The 18,520-nt window shown below is 70.9% G+C and carries 18 protein-coding genes; 9 read left to right on the top strand and 9 right to left on the bottom strand.

Annotated features, from left to right (window positions below):
- From VFV89_RS10770 to VFV89_RS10740, 7 genes are all read right to left on the bottom strand, one after another.
- On the bottom strand, positions 1-386 hold a 386-nt coding region (locus VFV89_RS10770; RefSeq protein WP_329705933.1), incomplete at its 3' end, for a GMC family oxidoreductase N-terminal domain-containing protein.
- Positions 383-1,861 (bottom strand): aldehyde dehydrogenase family protein, encoded by a 1,479-nt coding sequence (locus VFV89_RS10765; protein ID WP_329705932.1) that lies wholly within the window; start codon positions 1,859-1,861, stop codon positions 383-385. The genes VFV89_RS10770 and VFV89_RS10765, both read right to left, overlap by 4 nt.
- Positions 1,862-2,037: 176 nt before the next feature.
- On the bottom strand, positions 2,038-2,817 hold the full coding sequence (locus VFV89_RS10760) for an IclR family transcriptional regulator (protein WP_329705931.1): 780 nt from the start codon (positions 2,815-2,817) through the stop codon (positions 2,038-2,040).
- Positions 2,818-2,855: 38 nt separating this feature from the next.
- Positions 2,856-3,491, bottom strand: a complete 636-nt coding sequence (locus VFV89_RS10755) for a hypothetical protein (protein ID WP_329705930.1) — start codon at positions 3,489-3,491, stop codon at positions 2,856-2,858.
- A gap of 52 nt (positions 3,492-3,543) precedes the next feature.
- On the bottom strand, positions 3,544-4,059 hold the full coding sequence (locus VFV89_RS10750) for a glycine cleavage system protein R (RefSeq protein WP_329705929.1): 516 nt from the start codon (positions 4,057-4,059) through the stop codon (positions 3,544-3,546).
- Between the two features lie 22 nt (positions 4,060-4,081).
- Positions 4,082-4,972: a formyltetrahydrofolate deformylase gene (purU, locus tag VFV89_RS10745; protein WP_329705928.1), complete on the bottom strand. Its 891-nt coding sequence runs from the start codon at positions 4,970-4,972 to the stop codon at positions 4,082-4,084.
- Positions 4,972-6,411 (bottom strand): trimethylamine methyltransferase family protein, encoded by a 1,440-nt coding sequence (locus VFV89_RS10740; protein ID WP_329705927.1) that lies wholly within the window; start codon positions 6,409-6,411, stop codon positions 4,972-4,974. The genes purU and VFV89_RS10740 overlap by 1 nt, the downstream gene beginning before the upstream one ends.
- A gap of 97 nt (positions 6,412-6,508) precedes the next feature.
- Here VFV89_RS10740 and VFV89_RS10735 point away from each other — a divergent pair, with 97 nt between their 5' ends.
- From VFV89_RS10735 to VFV89_RS10715, 5 genes are all read left to right on the top strand, one after another.
- Positions 6,509-7,279 (top strand): IclR family transcriptional regulator, encoded by a 771-nt coding sequence (locus VFV89_RS10735; protein ID WP_329705926.1) that lies wholly within the window; start codon positions 6,509-6,511, stop codon positions 7,277-7,279.
- Positions 7,280-7,352: 73 nt separating this feature from the next.
- Positions 7,353-8,021: a corrinoid protein gene (locus tag VFV89_RS10730; protein ID WP_329705925.1), complete on the top strand. Its 669-nt coding sequence runs from the start codon at positions 7,353-7,355 to the stop codon at positions 8,019-8,021.
- Between the two features lie 76 nt (positions 8,022-8,097).
- Positions 8,098-8,976 carry a dihydropteroate synthase gene (locus VFV89_RS10725; protein ID WP_329705924.1) on the top strand — a complete coding sequence of 293 codons (879 nt, stop codon included), beginning with the start codon at positions 8,098-8,100 and terminating at the stop codon, positions 8,974-8,976.
- 33 nt (positions 8,977-9,009) lie between these two features.
- Positions 9,010-10,977 carry an ASKHA domain-containing protein gene (locus VFV89_RS10720; protein ID WP_329705923.1) on the top strand — a complete coding sequence of 656 codons (1,968 nt, stop codon included), beginning with the start codon at positions 9,010-9,012 and terminating at the stop codon, positions 10,975-10,977.
- Positions 10,970-11,599 carry a DUF1638 domain-containing protein gene (locus VFV89_RS10715; protein WP_329705922.1) on the top strand — a complete coding sequence of 210 codons (630 nt, stop codon included), beginning with the start codon at positions 10,970-10,972 and terminating at the stop codon, positions 11,597-11,599. Before VFV89_RS10720 ends, VFV89_RS10715 begins: the two co-directional genes overlap by 8 nt.
- A 54-nt stretch (positions 11,600-11,653) precedes the next feature.
- Here VFV89_RS10715 and VFV89_RS10710 read toward each other — a convergent pair whose 3' ends face one another.
- Both VFV89_RS10710 and VFV89_RS10705 read right to left on the bottom strand, forming a co-directional pair.
- A complete protein-coding gene (locus VFV89_RS10710) occupies positions 11,654-12,526 on the bottom strand; it encodes a methylenetetrahydrofolate reductase (protein ID WP_329705921.1) in 873 nt (290 codons plus the stop codon).
- Positions 12,527-12,567: 41 nt separating this feature from the next.
- Positions 12,568-14,010, bottom strand: coding sequence for an MFS transporter (locus VFV89_RS10705; RefSeq protein WP_329705920.1), 1,443 nt, complete (start codon positions 14,008-14,010; stop codon positions 12,568-12,570).
- A 23-nt stretch (positions 14,011-14,033) separates the two neighbouring features.
- Between VFV89_RS10705 and VFV89_RS10700 the strand changes: the two genes are divergently transcribed.
- The 4 genes from VFV89_RS10700 to VFV89_RS10685 form a co-directional block, all read left to right on the top strand.
- Positions 14,034-14,915 (top strand): GTP-binding protein LepA, encoded by an 882-nt coding sequence (locus tag VFV89_RS10700; RefSeq protein ID WP_329705919.1) that lies wholly within the window; start codon positions 14,034-14,036, stop codon positions 14,913-14,915.
- 76 nt (positions 14,916-14,991) lie between these two features.
- Complete coding sequence (locus VFV89_RS10695; protein ID WP_329705918.1) at positions 14,992-16,311, top strand: hypothetical protein; 1,320 nt, start codon at positions 14,992-14,994, stop codon at positions 16,309-16,311.
- Positions 16,308-17,171: an Abi-alpha family protein gene (locus tag VFV89_RS10690; RefSeq protein ID WP_329705917.1), complete on the top strand. Its 864-nt coding sequence runs from the start codon at positions 16,308-16,310 to the stop codon at positions 17,169-17,171. The genes VFV89_RS10695 and VFV89_RS10690 overlap by 4 nt, the downstream gene beginning before the upstream one ends.
- Before the next feature lie 179 nt (positions 17,172-17,350).
- The coding region (locus tag VFV89_RS10685) for an alkane 1-monooxygenase (protein ID WP_329705916.1) at positions 17,351-18,520 on the top strand (1,170 nt) is incomplete at its 3' end.

Raw genomic sequence — 18,520 nt, 5'->3', positions numbered from 1 at the left:
CAGTTCAGGTAGTCCCACGTCTCCATGCCCGGCTCGGTTCCCCATCGCTCGTAGTCGAGCGGGTTGCCGCGCTGGAAGATCATCCCGTTGATGCTGCTCGAGCCGCCCAGCACCTTGCCCCGGGCGTGGTAGATGCGCCGGCCGTTCATCTGCGGCTCCGGGTCGGACTCGTACTTCCAGTCGTAGAACCGGTTGCCGATCGGGATGGTCAGCGCGGCCGGCATGTGAATGAACGGGTCCATCCGGAAGTCGGAGCGCCCCGCCTCGAGCACCAGCACGCTGGTGGCGGGGTCGGCACTCAGGCGGTTCGCCAGGGCACAGCCGGCGGACCCGCCGCCCACGATCACGATGTCGTAGGAGTCGCGTCGGCGGCTCACCGGGCTCATCGGTCCGACCCTCCGAACCACTGCTGCACGCTCGGGTCGATGTTGTGCCAGATGTGCTTGGTCTCGCGGTACTCCTCGAGGCCGGCGTGCCCGAGCTCGCGCCCGACACCGGACTGCTTGTAGCCGCCCCACTCGGCCTGGGGGACGTAGGGGTGGTAGTCGTTGATCCAGACCGTGCCCATCCGCAGCCGCGCCGCCACCCGCTGGGCCCTGCCTGCGTCCTGGGTCCACACCGCGCCGGCCAGGCCGTAGATGCTGTCGTTGGCGGTCGCGACCGCCTGGTCCTCGTCGGTGAACGTCTCGACGGTGAGCACCGGCCCGAACGACTCGTCCTGGGCCACCGACATCGTGCTCGTGACAGCGTCGAGGATGGTGGGCAGGTAGAAGAAGCCGCTCTCCAGGGCCGGGTCGTCGGGAGCCTTGCCACCGCAGCGCAGGACGGCGCCCTCCTCGATGCCCCTCGCGACGTGGGCCGCGACCTTGTCGCGGTGCGCGGCGCTGATGAGTGGGCCGGTCTCGGCCTTCTCGTCGCGCGGGCCGCCGAGCCGGATGGCCTGCGCCCGCTCGACCAGGCCGTCGACGAAGGAGTCGTGGATGTTCTCCTCGACCAGCAGCCGGGCGCCCGCCGAGCACACCTGGCCCGAGTGGAGGAAGACCGCGGTCAGGGCGTAGTCGAGGGCGACGTCGAGGTCGGCGTCGGCGAAGACGATGTTGGGGTTCTTGCCACCGAGCTCGAGCGCCACCTTCTTCACCGTCGCGGCCGCGGAGGCCATCACCGCCCGACCGGTCACCAGGCCACCGGTGAAGGACACGAGATCGACCCGCGGGTCCTCCGACAGCGGGGCCCCGGCCGCGGGTCCGGCGCCGAGGACGAGGTTGCCCGCACCCGCGGGAAGCCCGGCCTCCCCCAGCAGCCGCATCAGGTGGATGCTCGTGTGGGGCGTGAGCTCGCTGGGCTTGAGCACGAAGGTGTTGCCCGCGGCCAGGCACGGGGCGACCTTCCAGCTCGCCTGGAGCAAGGGGTAGTTCCACGGTGCGATCAGGCCGCAGACGCCCAGCGGCTCGTGCACGACCCGGCTGACCACGTCGGGGTTGCCGGTGTCGACCATCCGGCCCGCGTCCTCGGCGGCGACACGGCCGTAGTGCCGGAACACCGAGACGACGTCGGCGACGTCGTACCGGCTCTCCACCAGCCGCTTGCCGGTGTCCATCGACTCCGCCTCGGCGACGACGTCCGCGTCGCGCTCGAGAAGGTCCGCGGTCCGCAGCAGGAGGTCCCCGCGCTCGCGGGCCGGCGTGGTCGGCCAGGGCCCGTCGTGGAACGCGCGGTGGGCCGCCCCGATCGCCTCGGCGGTGTCCTCCGGCCCGGCCTCGTCGACCTCACCGACGACGGTGCCGTCGGCGGGACAGATGATCGTGCGGGTGGCACCCGAGCGCGCGCTGACCCACGACCCGTCCACATAGAGCTCAGGCATCCGATGCTCCCTTCGCAGGGCACACCCCACCGTTGCGTGATGCGCAACCAATTGCGGCCTCCGCAACTGGCCTTGTCCTCGGAATATGGGCTGTGACGCCGCTCACGTCAAGGGTCGGCGCCCGGATGTGACCCGAGTGTGCCATTCCTGCCGGCGCAAGCAGGCCACCGTCCACCTCAGACCCGCTGCCCCCAGCCGAGCCGGTGCGACACCTCCGTGGCCGCCGCCGTCAGCAGCGGCACGTCACGCTCGAGCCGCTCGTGGGTGAGCCGGAACGTCGGCCCCGAGATGCTCATCGAGGCCACGATGTCGCCGTGCGCGTTGCGGATGGGCGCAGCCGCAGCGGTCAGCCCGACCTCGAGCTCGTCGACGGCGACGGCGTACCCGACCTCGCGGATGTGGTCGAGCTGCGACTTGAGCTCGGCCCGCCGGGTCACGGTGCGGTCGGTGAGCCGGGGCAGCTCGCGCACCGCTCGCTTGAGCTCGGCCTCGGTCAGCTCGCTGATCAGCACCTTGCCGTTGCTCGTCGCGTGCAGCGGGATGTGCTGGCCCACCCAGTTGTGGCTCTGCAGCGCCGAGGAGCCGGCCACCTGGTCGAGGTAGAGGGCGCTGGTCTCCGACCGCACCGTGATGTTGACCGTCTCACCGGTGTCGGTGGCCAGCTGCCGGCAGACCGGCCTGGCCTCGGTGACCAGGTCGAGCCGCGCGGTCGTGGCGCCGGCGAGCCGGAGGTTGCCGACGCCGAGGCGGTAGCGGCCCCGGTCGCCGTCCTGCTCGACCAGCCGATGCGCCTCGAGCGTGGCGAGGAGCCGGAACGCCGTGGACTTGTGGACCCCGAGCTCGGCCGCGATCTCGGTGACGCCGGCCTCGCCCTCCCGCGCCAGCATCTCGAGGATGGTCAGGGCGCGGTCGACGGACTGGACCGACGCACCGGCGCCGGCCTCGGTGTCGCTCACCGCAGGCATCCAGGGCCCCGCATGGCGCGCACGCTACCTCAGCGGGCGGCACCTGAACCCACGCGGAACTCACGTCCCGCGTCGGGGCCCGGCCAGCTCAGCCCCATCGGGCCGAGCCACGGGAACGGGCCGCCGACCACGCCCATCTCCTCGTGGGCCGTCTGCCAGCGGTCCTCGGCGTCGACGACAGGTCCGGGGTCGACGCCGAAGAGCAGCGCCGCCTCGGTCGCAGCCCGGGCCCCCGCGACGTCGTCGGCCCTGGGGTCGCGGACCACCCTGTCCACCACGAAGCCCTGCAGCGCGTGCCGCACCTGGCGACGGCTGCGCGGGTCGGCGTTGAGCAGGTAGCGCCGGTGCACGGTGCGGACCTCACCGCCGCGGACCGCGAGCACCACCCAGCACGCGCCGAACTCGTCGTTGTCCTCCGCGATGGCGGCGCGGGCCACGTCGGCGCGGCCGACCAGCTCGGCGATCCGGTCGACGAGGTCGATGCTGAAGGTGAGGTAGGTCGTGATCCGCACCCGGTCGGACTCGACGTCGACCCACAGCTTCTCGGGCGGCGAGACCGGCGGTCCGACGGCCGGGCTGCGAAGGCCGGCCAGCCCCTCGGCGACCGCGGCCACCGGGCCGTCGGGACGCAGGTCCACCCAGACGGCAGTCGCATAGGTGCTCACGGCCCGGGGAGGCTACCCCAACCACCGGCCGGACCCAGGACCTCGGCGGCCATCAGCCGGTGAGCGTCAGGTCGACCATCAGCTCGTCGGCCAGGCCCTCGAGCGCCTCGCGCAGGGCGTCGGTCTCCTCCGGCGGCGCGACGAGCACGGCCCGGGCGTGGAAGAGGTGGCCACCGGCCATCGGTGCCTCGCGCACCTCGGTGTGCAGCTCACCGATGCTGATCCGGTGCTCGGCCAGCACGGCGGAGATCTCGGCGACGATGCCGTGGTGGTCGTTGCCGAGGAGCTCGAGGAGGAACTCCTCGCCCTCCACCTCCTCGGCGGCCAGTGGGTCCTCACCCTCGATCGTGACGTGCAGCCCCTCGTCCTCGAGCGCGCCCAGCTCGGCGACCAGGGCGGCGTACCGCTCGTCGGGCACGGAGACCTCGACGATTCCGGCGAACCGGCCGGCCAGCCGCGCGAGCTGGCTGCGCTCCCAGTTGCCGTCGTGCCGGGTGACCGGCCCCGAGAGCGCGGAGATGATGCCCGGCCGGTCCTCGCCGAAGACGGTGATCACGAACTGGGTCATGGCGGCTCCTTCTCCGGACGGGTCAGCGGAAGACCACGGTGCGGTTGCCGTTGAGCAGCACCCGCGACTGCGAGTGCCACGAGACGGCGCGGGACAGGACGGCGGCCTCGACGTCGCGCCCGGCAGCGACCAGCTGCTCGGGGTTGTGGGTGTGGTCGACCCGGATCACGTCCTGCTCGATGATCGGGCCCTCGTCGAGGTCGGCGGTGACGTAGTGGGCGGTCGCGCCGATCAGCTTCACCCCCCGGTCGAAGGCCGCGTGGTAGGGCCGGGCGCCCTTGAACGACGGCAGGAACGAGTGGTGGATGTTGATCGCCCGGCCGCTCAGCCTGTGGCACAGGTCGTCGGACAGGATCTGCATGTAGCGGGCCAGTACGACCAGGTGGATGCCGAGCCCGTCGACGAGCTCGAGAAGCTGCGCCTCCGCGTCGGCCTTGGTGTCCGGCGAGACCGGGATGTGGTGGAAGTCGATGCCGTGCGACTTCACCAGCGGCTCCGCGTCGGGGTGGTTGGACACCACGGCGGGGACCTCGATCTGCAGCCCGCCTGTGCTGTAGCGGAAGAGCAGGTCGTTGAGGCAGTGCAGCTGCCTGGAGACCATGATCAGCGTGCGGTACGGCGCCCGGGCCGACCACAGCTGGTAGTCCATGCCGAACTCGCTCGCGGTCGCGGCGAAGTCGTCCCGCAGGGCCTCGGCGGTCGTCCGCTCGGTGACCGTGAAGTCGATCCGCATGAAGAACCGGCCGGACTGCCGGTCGCCGAACTGCTGGCTCTCGCGGATGTCGCCGCCGTGGCCCATGAGGAAGCGTGCGACGGCGTGCACGATCCCCGGACGGTCCGCGCAGGAGAGCACCAGGACGTAGTCGCCGACGGGCTCGTTGGGCACCGCGTGGTGGTCGTGGGACACCGCCATCAGTCCCCCAGCTCGGCGCGACGGCGGACGACGTACTCCTCCAGCTCCTGCCGCACCGCCTCGTCGATCGGCGGCGGCTCGTAGTCCTCGAGCTTCTGCTTGTAGATCTCGGCGGCCCGGACCGCGGTGTCCTTGGCGCCGTTGCGCATCCACCGCTCGTAGTTGTCCGAGGAGTTGAGGAAGGGCCGGTAGAAGCAGGTGCGGAACCGCTCCATGGTGTGCATCGCGCCGAGGAAGTGGCCGCCGTGGCCGACCTCCTCGTGCGCGCCGAAGGCCATCGAGTCCTCGTCGATCTCCAGCGGCGTGAACTCGTGCTGGAGCATCTCGACGATCTGCGCGTCGATCACGAACTTCTCGAACCCTGCGACCAGCCCGCCCTCGAGCCAGCCGGCCGAGTGCATCACCCAGTTGGTCCCGGCGAGGAACGTCGGCAGCAGGGTCATCAGCGCCTCGTAGCCCGCCTGCGCGTCGGGGACCTGCGAGGAGGTGAGTCCGCCGCCGGTGCGGAACGGCAGCCCGAAGTGCCTCGCGATCTGTCCGGTGCACAGCAGGCCGATCCCCGACTCGGGGGTGCCGAAGGTCGGCGAGCCGGACTGCATGTCAATGTTGGAGAGGAAGGAGCCGAAGACGACCGGGCAGCCGGGCCTGATCAGCTGCGAGAGCGCGATCCCGGACAGCGCCTCGGTGATCTGCTGGACGAGGGCCGCCGGGATCGTCACCGGCGACATCGCGCCCATGAGGATGAACGGCGTCAGCACCACCGGCTGGTTGGCGGCGGAGTACTCGAACTGCGCCTCGAGCATCCGGTCGTCCCAGCGCAGCGGACTGTTGCAGTTGATCAGCGAGATGATCGCGGGCGTCTCCTCGATCGCCTCGCGGGACCCGAAGAGGATCTCGGTCATCGCGATGGTGTCGGCGGCGTTGGTGCCGGACACGACGTTGCCCATGTAGATCTTGTCGGTCAGCGTCTGCAGCGCGTAGACCATGTCGAGGTGGCGGCTGTCGAGCGGGGTGTCGTTGGGCTCGGTGACCACGCCGCCGGCCGAGTCGAGCACCGGGAAGCTCTGGGAGAGCCGGGCGAAGTTCTTGAAGTCCTCGAGCGTCCCGTCGCGGCGTACGTCGCCCTCACGCACGAACGGCGGTCCGTAGACCGCGCCGAAAGCCATCGAGTCCCCGCCGATGTGCACCGAGTGGTCGGGGTTGCGGGCCTGGAGGTCGAACTCCCGCGGCGCCTTGGCCACCTGCTCGAGCACGAAGTCGGGGTCGAGGAAGACCGCCCGGTCCTCCACCCGCTGCCCGGCCTTGCGGAAGAGCTCGAGAGCCCGGTCGTCCATGAACTCCACGCCGATCTCGGTCATCAGCCGGCGCCAGCCCTTGTCGAGGGTCTCCAACGCCTCCGCCGAGAGGATCTCGTAGCGAGGCATCTGGTTGCGGAACATCGGTCCTCCTGCCTAACCTCATCTTGTGGAACCACGGTTCCATATGATGGAACCACTAGGGAAGCCCTGCGGGAAGGTGACTTGGAATGGGGAGCGCATGAGCGGCACCCAGGCGGTGGACCGGGCGGCGCAGCTGGTGTCCTCCGTGGTCGCCGCCGCCGACCCGCTCAGCTTCGCCGACCTGCAGGAGGCCAGCGGCCTGGCCAAGTCCACGACGTCGAGGATGCTGACGGCCCTGGAGCGGGGCGGGCTGCTGGAGCGCGACAGTGACGGCGGCTACGTCGCCGGCCCGCTGTTCTGGTCCTACGCCGCCCGGCACGACCCCTGGGAGGAGCTGGTCCGGCTGGCCCGGCCCGGCATGGAGCGGCTGGGCGAGGAGACCGGCGAGAGCGTCCACCTGTCGGTGACCCGCGGCGACAAGGTCGTCCAGGTCGCGCAGGTCGACTCCCGCTACCTGCTCGGCACCCGCGACTGGACCGAGATCGAGGTGCCCAACCACACCTCGGCACTGGGCAAGGTCTTCTACGCCTGGGGCGTCCTCCCCGTGCCAGAGGGCGGCCTCGACCGCCTGACCGAGTCGACGGTCACCGACCCGGCCCGGCTGCGCAGCGAGGGGGTCGGGGCCCGCAAGCGCGGCTGGACGTCCACCCGCGACGAGCTCGAGGTGGGGCTCAGCGGCGTCGCCGTACCCGTCGCCGGCCCGGGCGGCGAGGTCGTCGCCGCCCTCGGCATCTCGGGCCCGACCCCACGACTCGAAGGCCGGCTCGCCGAGCTCGGCCGCAGGCTGTCGTCCCAGGCCGAGCAGCTGTCCGGGCTGCTGCGCGGCGACACCACGCAGTTGAACCCAACCGAGGAGGGCGTTGCATGAACACCCCACGAAATAGCGGGCTCCTCCCGCTTCGCTCCTTCCGCCCACTCTTCCGAGGGGACCCCGAAAAGCGATGACAAGTCCAGAAGAAGTCCTGCAGGGGCTGTACGACGAGACGCTCGTCGGCAACGCACCGCGCGTCCTGGAGCTCACAGAGGAGGGGCTCGCTCTCGGCATGGAGCCGCAGACGCTGCTCTTCGACGCGCTGATCCCGTCGCTCGAGGAGGTCGGCGCCCGCTTCGAGCGCGGCGACTTCTTCGTCCCCGAGATGCTGATCGCCGGCAAGGCGATGGCCGGCGCGATGGAGCGGCTGCGCCCGCTGCTCGCCGAGACCGGCGTCGAGACCGTCGGCAAGTTCGTGATGGGGACGGTGAAGGGCGACGTCCACGACATCGGCAAGAACCTCGTCAACATCATGCTCGAGGGCGCCGGCTTCGAGGTGATCGACCTCGGTGTCCAGGTGGCGCCGGAGAAGTTCGTCGCCGCGATCGAGGAGCACCAGCCCGACATCGTCGGCTTCTCGGCGTTCCTGACGACGACCATGCCGATGTTCAAGGCGAACCTCAACGCGCTGGAGAAGGCCGGGATCCGCGACCAGGTCATCGTGATGGTCGGCGGCGCCCCGGTCACCCAGGAGTACGCCGACGCGGTGGGTGCCGACGGCTACGCCGCGGACGCCTCGGCGACCGTGAAGCGGGCCAAGGACCTGCTCAGCCAGAAGCGCGCGAAGGTCCCCGCATGACCACCCCACGAGACTGGTCACGAGAGACGCTCCGCGTGACGGGCACCCACTTCCGCGGGGACCCCGGAGAAGCATGATGGGAGCCGACGAGAACCTCGAGACCGTTCTCCGCTCTGCGACCAAGGAGGTGGCGATCGGCCACCACCGGCGGTTCTGCCTGATCGGCGAGCGGATCAACCCCACCGGACGCAAGATCTTCCAGGAGCAGCTGCGCGCCGGTGACCTCTCGGCGATCGAGCGTGACGTGAAGGCGCAGGTCGAGGGCGGCGCCGACGTCCTCGACGTCAACATGGGCGTGCCGCTCACCGACGAGCCGGAGCTGCTGGCGCGGGCGATCCAGCTGGTGCAGTCGCTCACCGACCTGCCGATCTGCATCGACTCCTCGGTCGTCGAGGCGCTCGAGGCCGGGCTGTCGGTCTACCAGGGGCGGGCGCTGGTCAACTCCGTCACCGCCGAGGACGACCGGCTGGCGGCGATCCTCCCCCTGGTCAAGAAGTACGACGCCGCGGTCATCGCGCTCCCCAACGACCACGACGAGATCCCGATGGAGGCCGACAAGCGCCTCGACCTCACCGCGAAGATCATCCGCGTGGCCACCGAGGAGTACGGCATCGCCAAGGCTGACATCGTGATCGACCCGCTTGCGATGCCGATCGGTGCCGACACCTCGACCGCGCTGGTGACGATGGAGACCATGCGTCGCATCCGCGACGAGCACGGCGTCAACATGACCTGCGGCGCGTCCAACACCTCCTTCGGCATGCCGGACCGCCACACGCTCGGCGCGGCGTGGCTGCCGATGGCGATGACGGCCGGGCTGACCAGCGCGATCATGGACACCCGGACGCCCCAGATCGTGGACGCGGTGAAGGCCGCCGACGTCTTCCTCAACCACGACGAGTGGGGCATGGCCTGGATCGCCGCGCACCGGGCCAAGGCCGCGGCGACGGCGTAGCCGCTGCACCGTGTCCCCCGATCCCGTGATCCCGTGACCGACGAGTCGATCGCCGAGTTCGACCCGGACGCCGTACGCCGCGAGGGGCTGCTGGCCAGCCCCGGCGCCGAGCCGGTCACCCACGACGGCACCGGCCGGGTCGAGCTGTCCTTCACCATCCACGACAAGGACCCGGGCAAGGACACCCAGCGGCAGGCGCGGGTGCCACCCGGGGTGACGGTCTTCGACTCCGCGTCGTGGAACGGCATCGCGATCGACTCCACGTGCGGCGGTCACGGCACCTGCCACAAGTGCCGGGTCCGCATCGAGGGGCCGACGCCGATCACCCGGCACGACGTCCGCACCTTCACCCGCGAGCAGCTCGACGACGGCTGGCGGCTGGCGTGCCTGGTGAACGCGACGAGGGACCTCGTCGTCGAGGTGCCCCCGCTCACCACCCGGCCGAAGGCCGCCACCGTGGGCGTGGGCCGGCAGGTCATCCTGCGCCCGGCGATCCAGAAGCGGTACGTCGAGCTGGACGAGCCGACCCTGGAGGACCAGCGGCCCGACCTCGACCGGCTGCTCGACGCGATCGACGACCTCGAGCCGCAGCCGGACCTGCACGTGCTGCGCCGGCTCCCCGGCGTACTGCGGGCCGCGGACTTCAAGGTGACCGCGGTCGTCGTCGACGAGGCGCTGATCGACGTCGAGCCGGGTGACACGACCGGCACCCAGTACGCCATCGCCTTCGACCTCGGCACGACCACGGTCGTGGCGACGCTGCTCGACGTCACCACCGGCACCCCGGTCGCGGTGGCGTCGATGCTCAACCGGCAGCAGCCGTTCGGCGGCGACGTGATCACCCGGATCAGCGCCACCATGATCGACCCGGACACCCTCGGGCGGCTGCAGCAGGCGGCGGCCGACACCCTCGCCGAGCTCGCCGAGCAGGTGTGCAAGGAGGGCGAGGTCGAGTCGGCCCACGTCTACGAGGTCGCGGTCGCCGGGAACGCCACCATGACCGCGCTGGCCCTGGGCATCGAGCCCGAGCCGCTGGGCGTGGCGCCCTTCATCATGTCGACGGCCGCGCCGCCGCCTGTGCTCGCCGCCGAGCTCGGGCTGGCCCTGCACCCACGGGCGCGCGCGATGCTCTTCCCCGCGCTCGGCGCCTACGTCGGCGGGGACATCGTGGCCGGCATGCTCGCCTCGGGCATGGACCGCGACAAGCGGACCCGGCTCTTCATCGACGTCGGCACCAACTGCGAGATCGTGCTCAGCGACGGCGACCGGATCGTCTCGACCGCGGCACCGGCGGGGCCGGCGTTCGAGGGTGGCGCGATCCGCTGCGGGATGCGGGCCGACGACGGCGCGATCGAGGTGGTCAAGCTCGTCGGCGACGAGGGCGGCGGCGTCGAGCTCGGGGTGATCGGCGACGTCGAGCCCCGCGGCCTGTGCGGCTCCGGACTGGTCGACGCGGTCGCCGAGCTGGTGAAGGTGGGGCTGCTCGACGACAGCGGGCGGTTCGTCACCGACGAGGTGGCCCGCGAGGTGGCGCCCGCGCTCGCGGACCGGCTGCTGATGGTGGACAACGGCAAGGGCGCGGAGGAGCGCGTCTTCCTCCTGCACGGCTCCTCACCCGACGACGGCGTGGTGCTCTCGCAGCGCGACGTCCGCGAGCTGCAGTTCGCCAAGGCCGCGATCTCGACCGGCTGGACTCTGCTGCTCGAGCAGCTCGGCCTCGAGCCCCGCGACGTGCAGCAGGTGCTGCTGGCCGGCTCGTTCGGCAGCTACCTCTCCGCCGCCTCCGCGGTGCGGATCGGCCTGGTGCCGAGGCTCCCCGTGCTGCGGATCGTCGCCGCCGGCAACGTCGCCGGCGAAGGGGCGAAGATGGCGCTCCTCTCGGTGCGCGAGCGCGCCGGCGCCCGGGCGCTGCTGGAGGAGGTGACCTATGTCGAGCTCTCCGACCGGCCCGAGTTCAACGACAAGTTCGTCGAGCAGCTCTCCTTCGGACACCGTGGTTGAGGAGCGAGCGCAGCGAGCGTCTCGAAACCACGTCGCCGTGATCGCCTGCGGTGCGATCGCCCGACCCGTCTCCGACGTGGTCGCCCGCCGCGGCTGGCCGGTCGCCGTCCACCCCCTGCCGCCGCTGCTGCACAACCAGCCGCACCTGATCGCCGGCGAGGTCCGGTCGCTCGCGACGTCGCTGGCCGCGTCGTACGACGCCGTCGCGGTGGCCTACGCCGACTGCGGCACCTACGGCGCCCTCGACGAGGTCTGCGCCGAGCTCGGCCTGCGCCGGCTGCCCGGCCTGCACTGCTACGACCTGTTCGCAGGCGAGTCCCGGCTGGCGGCGTTCCTGGACGAGCAGCCCGGCACCTACCTGCTCACCGACTTCCTGGTCCGGTCCTTCCGGCGCACAGTGGTCCGCGAGCTCGGGCTCGACCGCCACCCCGAGCTGCGCGAGGACTACTTCCGCCACTACACCCGGGTGATCTGGCTGGCGCAGGAGCCCGACGACCCCGACCTCCGCGCCCGTGCCGATGACGCCGCCGCCACCATCGGCCTCCCCCTCACCGTCGTCGACACCGGCCACGGCCGGCTCGAGGCGGCACTGGAGGAGCTCCTCGCCCCGCCACCGGGATAGTCCGTGACGAAATGGTTGTGGAGAACACCGTTCGGGTAGCCATTTCGTCACGGACTATCGCGACGGTCCGGCCTTCGCGGTGAGCTGCTCGAGCAGCCGACGGCGCCAGGCCTCGGTGGCGGCGACCTGGTTGAAGGTGAACACGTGCAGCCCCTCGACCAGCATCTCGGGCGGTGACAGCGCGGGCGCGACCTTCTCGAGGAAGCGCTCGCCGGTGAAGCCGCCGGGCGCGGCCAGCCTGGCGAAGGTGCCCTTGTGCTTGGCGAGGAACCGGGTCGATTCGCCGACCCCGATCTTGGTGGCCATGGCCAGCAGCTTCGTGCGGTCGACCGGGCCAGGGATGCCGAGGAGCAGCGGCATGGTGATCCCGCGCTTGCGCATCCGCTGCACCCAGGCCGTGAGCACCTCGGGGTCGAAGGTCAGGTTGCTCACCACGTGCGTTGCGTAGCGGCGCTTGTCCCACATCGACTGGATGGTCAGGTCGTCACTGATCGTCGGGTGCGACTCGGGGTAGCCGGTGATGCCGACGTGCTCGAAGGGGCGGCCGAGACCGGCGAGGTCCTCGAGCATCGACAGCGCGTCCGGGTAGCCGCCCGGAGGATCGGCGTCGCCGGCGGGCACGAAGACCCGGGCGATCCCCTTGCCGGTCAGGCGGTCGCAGATCTCGGAGAGCTCGGCGCGGTCGCGAACCATCCGGGCCGCGAGGTGAGGTACGACGGTGTAGCCGTGCCCGGTCAACCGCTCGGCGAGGTCGAGGGTGGCCTCGAGCCCCTTGCTGGGTGAGGCCGTGACGGTGACCTGGACCTCGGTCCCGACGTGCTTGAGCACGCTGTCCTCGACCGAGGAGGTCGGCAGCACCTCATAGCGTGCATGCTCGAGGAGCCGCACCATCGTGGCGGTCGCCGAGCTCTTCGCCTTGTTGCGCATTGTGCACCTTGTTTCGTGATGCGCACCCAGCGCGCGCCAGCCTATCCGGCGCCGGTCGTCCCGTCGAGATCCTCCTCCGAGGAGTCGGCCTGGTCGAGGATCCCCGGGTGGATCAGGAACCACGAGATCACGCCGCCCACTGCGAGCAGCCCGGCGCAGATCATCATCGCCAGGCCGAACGAGTCGTCGAAGGCCACCGGGTCGGCGTACTCCGCCCCGTGCAGCCCCACGGCGACCGGCAGCGCCGCCACTGCCAGCAGCGAGCCGGCGCGCGCCACGGCGTTGTTGACCCCGCTGGCGATGCCCGCGTGCTCGTCGGGGGCCGCGGCGAGGACGGTCGCGGTCAGCGGGGCCACCAGGAGCGTGAGCCCGACCCCGAACACCATCACGCCCGGCAGGACATCGAGGATGTATGACGGGTCGGCTCCGATGCGCCGGAAGAGCAGCATCCCCGCCGCCATGATGAGCGGCCCGCACGTCATCGGGATGCGCGGCCCGATCCGCATGGCCAGCCGGCCGGCGTACGACGCGAAGCTGATCATCACCAGCGTCGACGGGATGAACGCCGCCCCGGCCGCCAGCGCGCCGTACCCGCTGACCGTCTGCAGCTGGATGGTGACGAAGAAGCTCATCGCGCCGAGGGCGCCGTAGACCAGCAGCGTCATGGCGTTGGCCGCGCTGAAGGTGCGGTTGCGGAAGATGTCGAGCACGAGCATCGGCTCGCGCTCGCGCGACTCCACGACCAGGAAGCCGACCGCAGCCACGACGCCCACGCAGACTGCCACCCAGGCCATGCCGCGGCCCCACTCGATGAGCGCGTACGTCGTCGCGCCCAGGGCAGTGGCCGCCAGCACCGCGCCCAGCAGGTCGAAGTGCGACGACGCGTGCTCGTCGCGCGTCTCCGGCACCCAGCGCACCGCGATGAACACCGTCACCGCGGCCAGGGGCGCGTTGATGAGGAAGATCCACCGCCAGTCGGCGTATTCCACGAGGCCACCGCCCACGAAGGGACCGATGGCGGCCGAGAGGCTGGTCAGCCCGGTCCAGGCCCCGATCGCGGGGGCGCGGTCGTCGTGCGCGAACGCGCCCTGGATCATCGCGAGGCTGCCGGGTGTCAGCAGCGCGCCGCCGACGCCCTGCAGCACCCTGGCCGCGATCAGCACCTCCGGGTTGGGGGCGACGCCGCAGATCATCGACGCGATCGCGAACCAGGTCGTGCCGATGACGAAGACCCGGCGCCGTCCGAACCGGTCGCCGAGGGAGCCGCCGAGGAGGATCAGGCTGGCCAGGGAGACCAAATATCCGTTGGTGATCCACTGAAGCTGCGAGAGGCTCGCACCGAGGTCGTTGCCGATGGTGCGAAGGGCGACGTTGACGACGGTGCCGTCGAGGAAGGCGATGCCCGATCCCAGCGCCGCGGCCGCGATCACGGCCCGCCCGGTGCCGGTGCCCATCCGTACCGCCGCCGGCGCCGAATCACCCACGACGAGAAAGGTAGCCTTCAGCCGTGCCTGTCCAATACCTGCCAACGACCGAGCTCCGGCTGGTCGAGCACGTCGACAGGCTGGCGCACGACCACCCACCGATCCGGCTCGACTCGGTCGACTTCACGGTGCTGCGGCCGCGTGAGTTCGAGGCGAGGTTCGGCCACGTCCTCGACTACATGGCGAGGGTCGAGCTGGAGGTGGACCGCAACGTGCTCGAGCTCACCACGATGCTGCCCGACCCGCCCGACATCGACCGGCACTTCTACGCCGACGTGTGGCAGCCGCAGGAGATCCAGCACGGGCTGATCCTCGACCGGCTCCAGGTCGAGCTGGGTCGTGAGCCGGCCGCGCCGGACCTGGACTCGGTCGGCATCAAGCTGAGGATCCTCGGGATGCTGGCCCACCTCGGGCCGTTCCAGGACGTGTGCCGGATGCTCTACTACCTGACCGGCATGGCCACCGAGCGGTCGGCCGTCCTGGCCTACAACCTGCTCCATCGCGGCACCCTCGAGATGGGCGAGGAAGCGATCGCGAACACCGTGATCGGCCAGATCAAGCGCCAGGAGCCCGGCCACTACGCCTTCTACCAGCTCTCCGCGCGCGGCCTCTGGACCCAGCTCGCCGGGTGGCAGCGCTGGCTGGTCCGGTTCATGCGGCGGGTCTCCTTCGCCCCCGTCGGGGCCAACAACGCCCGTCAGAAGGCCGACTTCGGCGAGGTGATGGCCACCCTCGGCATCGCCGACACGGCCGAGGAGTTCGCGCACCAGATCTCCCGCGTCGAGCGGGAGCTGCTGTGGGCGCGCGACCGGGGCCTCACCGTTCCCGACTACGTCTCCCGCGCCTTCCGCGAGGCCGTCGAGCTCGCCCGCGACCGGACCCACCTCCCGCACCTCGGTCGCTGACCGACCGCGCCGGGGGGTGGCGTGACGCCGCCCGCACTGGCACGTTCTCCCTCCGAGAGGGAGACGAGGTGGACCGGTGGCGACGCTCGAGATCGACTGGTTCTTCACCGACGTCAGCGGCGCCGACTGGGTGCACATCCTCACCATTCCGGTCTTCACCGGGGTGGTCGGCTGGCTGATCAACTGGTCCGGGCTGTGGATGCTCTTCGAGCCGGAGCGGTTCCACGGCGTCCACGTCCCCGGCCTCGAGCCGCTGGCGCGAGGGCTGCCCCGCAAGGTCCAGGAGGTCCCGGGCCTGCTCGAGGGTGGCATCGGCTGGCAGGGCATCGTCCCGGCCCGGGCGGCGAAGATGGGCAGCCTCGCGGTCGACAAGGTGATCGCCAAGGTCGGCACCCCGAAGGACTTCTACCAGCAGCTGGAGCCGGACCGGATCGCCGAGCACATCGTCAGCGTCTTCGAGCCAGACCTGCCGCAGCTGATCGACGACATCATGCGGCGCGAGCACCCCCGGCTGTGGCGTGACCTCCCTGCGTGGGGCAAGCAGGGGGTCGTGACCCGGGTCCGGGCCCAGCTGCCCACGGTGGTGCGCAGCATCACCGACGAGATCGGCGAGCACATCGACCAGCTGCTCGACCCGAAGCTCATGGTGATCGAGCACTTCCGGCTCAACCCCGGCCTGGTCGCCTCGATCTTCCGCGAGGTCGGGCGGCGCGAGCTGCGGCTGATGGTGACCTTCGGGTTCGTGTTCGGCTTCCTGCTCGGCGTCCCGGTCGCCGTGGTCGACCACTGGTTCGGTCAGTGGTGGCTGCTGCCGCTGATGGGGGTCGTCGTCGGCTGGCTCACCAACAAGCTCGGGATGTGGCTGATCTTCGAGCCGCTCCAGCCGCGGCGGGTCCTCGGCGTCACGGTGCACGGGCTGTTCCTGCGCCGCCAGGACGAGGCGGCCGAGGTCTACGCTCGGAGCATCGCCGAGGAGGTCATCACCCTCGAGCGGATCGGCGACTTCCTCCTCAACGGGCCGCGGGGTGACCGGACCCGGCAGATGCTCGCACGGGCGCTGCGGCCCGCGATCGACGACGCCGCCGGGCCGCTGCTGCCGGTCGTGCGGGTCGCGGTCGGCAGCAGCGAGCTCGACCGGATCCGTGAGGGGATCGCCGTGGAGGCCGTGGGCCGCACCGACCTGGCCTTCCGCGACCCCGAGTTCGGCCGGCAGCAGGGCGAGCGGCTGCGCGAGCTGTTCGCCCGGCGTACCAAGGAGCTGCCGCCGGCGGACTTCGTCGAGATGATGCGCTCCGCCTTCCGGGAGGATGAGTGGATGCTCTACGCACACGGCGCCGTGATGGGCTTCGCCGGGGGTGTCCTGCACCTCCTCGTCTTCGGGGCGGGCGGCTCGTGAGCCACCACAACGCCGAGCTCAACCGCTGGGTCCGGGCGACCGGCGAGCTGCCCGGTCTCGCCCGGATCGTCGCGGCGACGACGGTGCGGACCATGGCGTGGACCGCCGGCTCCTACATCCGCTCCGGGCGGCTGCTGGCCCGGGCGCTCACCGACCGCCAGGCCGCGGACCAGCTCCTCCAGGAGGTCGCCTTCGACGTCGCGGTGGCCGCCCGCACGGTCTCGAACGTCGCCCGCGCCGTCGCCGACGGCGTCCCGGTCTCGCGCGCGCTGCTCGACGGCGGCGCGGCCCTGGCCCAGGTCATCCCGGAGCCGGTCGACGTCGTGGAGCCGGCGCGCGAGCCGACCCTGCGCGAGCGTGGCGAGGAGCTCCTCGAGCGGTCGCGCGACGTGTGGAGCGAGGAGGAGCCGCACCCGGCGTACGTCCGCATCCTGGAGGACCTGGCTCCCGACGAGGCCCGCATCCTGGTGCACATGCTCCGCGAGGGCCCGCAGCCCGCGGTGGACGTCCGTACCGGCGGGCCGATCAGGCGGGTCAGCTCCACCCTGGTGGCGTCGGGGCTGACGATGATCGGGGCCCGGGCCGGCGTGCGGTACGGCGACGAGGTGCCGGCCTACCTCAACAACCTGTTCCGGCTGGGCCTCGTGTGGTTCTCGAGCGAACAGGTCGTGGACGCGCGGGACTACCAGGTGCTCGAGGCGCAGCCGGACGTGCTCGAGGCGATGCACTCGGTGCGCTTCCCCAAGCTGGTGCGCCGGTCGATCCACCTCACGCCGTTCGGCATCAACTTCTGCCGGACCTGCCTGGTCGACGCCGAGGAGCTGCCGGACCTGCCCGAGCACGGGGCGCCGGAGGACTGAGCGCCCCCACCGCTTGTAACTCCGTGTTCGTGTCACTAGGTCGGTGTCCCAACGCTGTCCCAGTGGACGTAACACGGAGTTACATGCGCACCCTTGCCACGCCGGTTGACATTCCCTATGGTCCTGTAAAGCGCTTTACAGACATGGGTGACCTGTAAAGACGAGAGGGTGAGAGAGCAGTGGACGCCATCCCCAACAGCACCGTCCCGGCCGGCTCGACCGAGAGGTGGCGGGACCCGAAGCGCTACCTCTGGCTGATCGGCCTCGTGGTGCCGAGCCTGTTCTTCATCGGGTACGCCGGCTGGCTGGCCACCGGCTGGCCGGGGTTGTTCTGGATCGGGCCGGTGGTGATCCTGGTGATCGTGCCGGCGATCGACCTGGTCGCCGGGCTCGACCGCTCCAACCCGCCCGACGACGTGATCGAGGCACTGGAGAACGACCGCTACTACCGGTGGATCACCTACCTGTTCCTGCCGATCCAGTACGTCGGGTTCGTCGGCGCCATGTACCTCATCGCCCGCGGCGACCCGCTGGGCGTCGGAGGTGGGCTCCCGCTCTGGGCGAAGGTCGGCCTCGCGGTCTCGATCGGGTGCATCGGCGGGATCGGCATCAACACCGCGCACGAGCTCGGCCACAAGAAGGAGAGCCACGAGCGCTGGCTGTCCAAGATCGCGTTGGCGCAGAGCTTCTACGGCCACTTCTACATCGAGCACAACCGCGGCCACCACGTCCGGGTCGCGACGCCGGAGGACCCCGCCAGCAGCAGGGTGGGCGAGAGCTTCTACGAGTTCTGGCCACGCACCGTCATCGGGTCGCTGAAGAGCGCGTGGCGTCTCGAGAAGCGTCGCTACGCCCGCCGGAGGCAGCACCCATTGCGCATCGGGAACGACGTCCTCAACGCCTGGCTGACGTCGCTGGTCCTGTGGGGCGCGCTCGTCGCCTGGCTGGGCGCCGGGATCCTGCCCTACCTCGTGATCCAGGCCGTGGTCGGCTTCTCGCTCCTCGAGGTCGTCAACTACATGGAGCACTACGGGATGCTGCGCCAGAAGGTCGGCGTCGGCGAGCGGCAGCGCTACGAGCGGGTCGACCCCACCCACTCGTGGAACTCCAACAACATCGCGACCAACGTGCTGCTCTACCACCTGCAGCGGCACAGCGACCACCACGCCAACCCGACCCGGCGCTACCAGTCGCTGCGTGACTTCGAGGAGTCCCCGGTGCTGCCGACCGGGTACGCCGGCATGATCGTGCTCGCCGTCGTGCCCGCCGTGTGGCGCCGGGTGATGGACCCGCGTGTGCTGGCCCCTTTCGACGGCGACATCTCGCGTGCGAACCTCTCACCACGCAAG

It is taken from the genome of Nocardioides sp. (genome assembly GCF_036274455.1).
GTDB lineage: Bacteria > Actinomycetota > Actinomycetes > Propionibacteriales > Nocardioidaceae > Nocardioides.
This window is presented reverse-complemented; position numbering and strand designations above follow the sequence as displayed.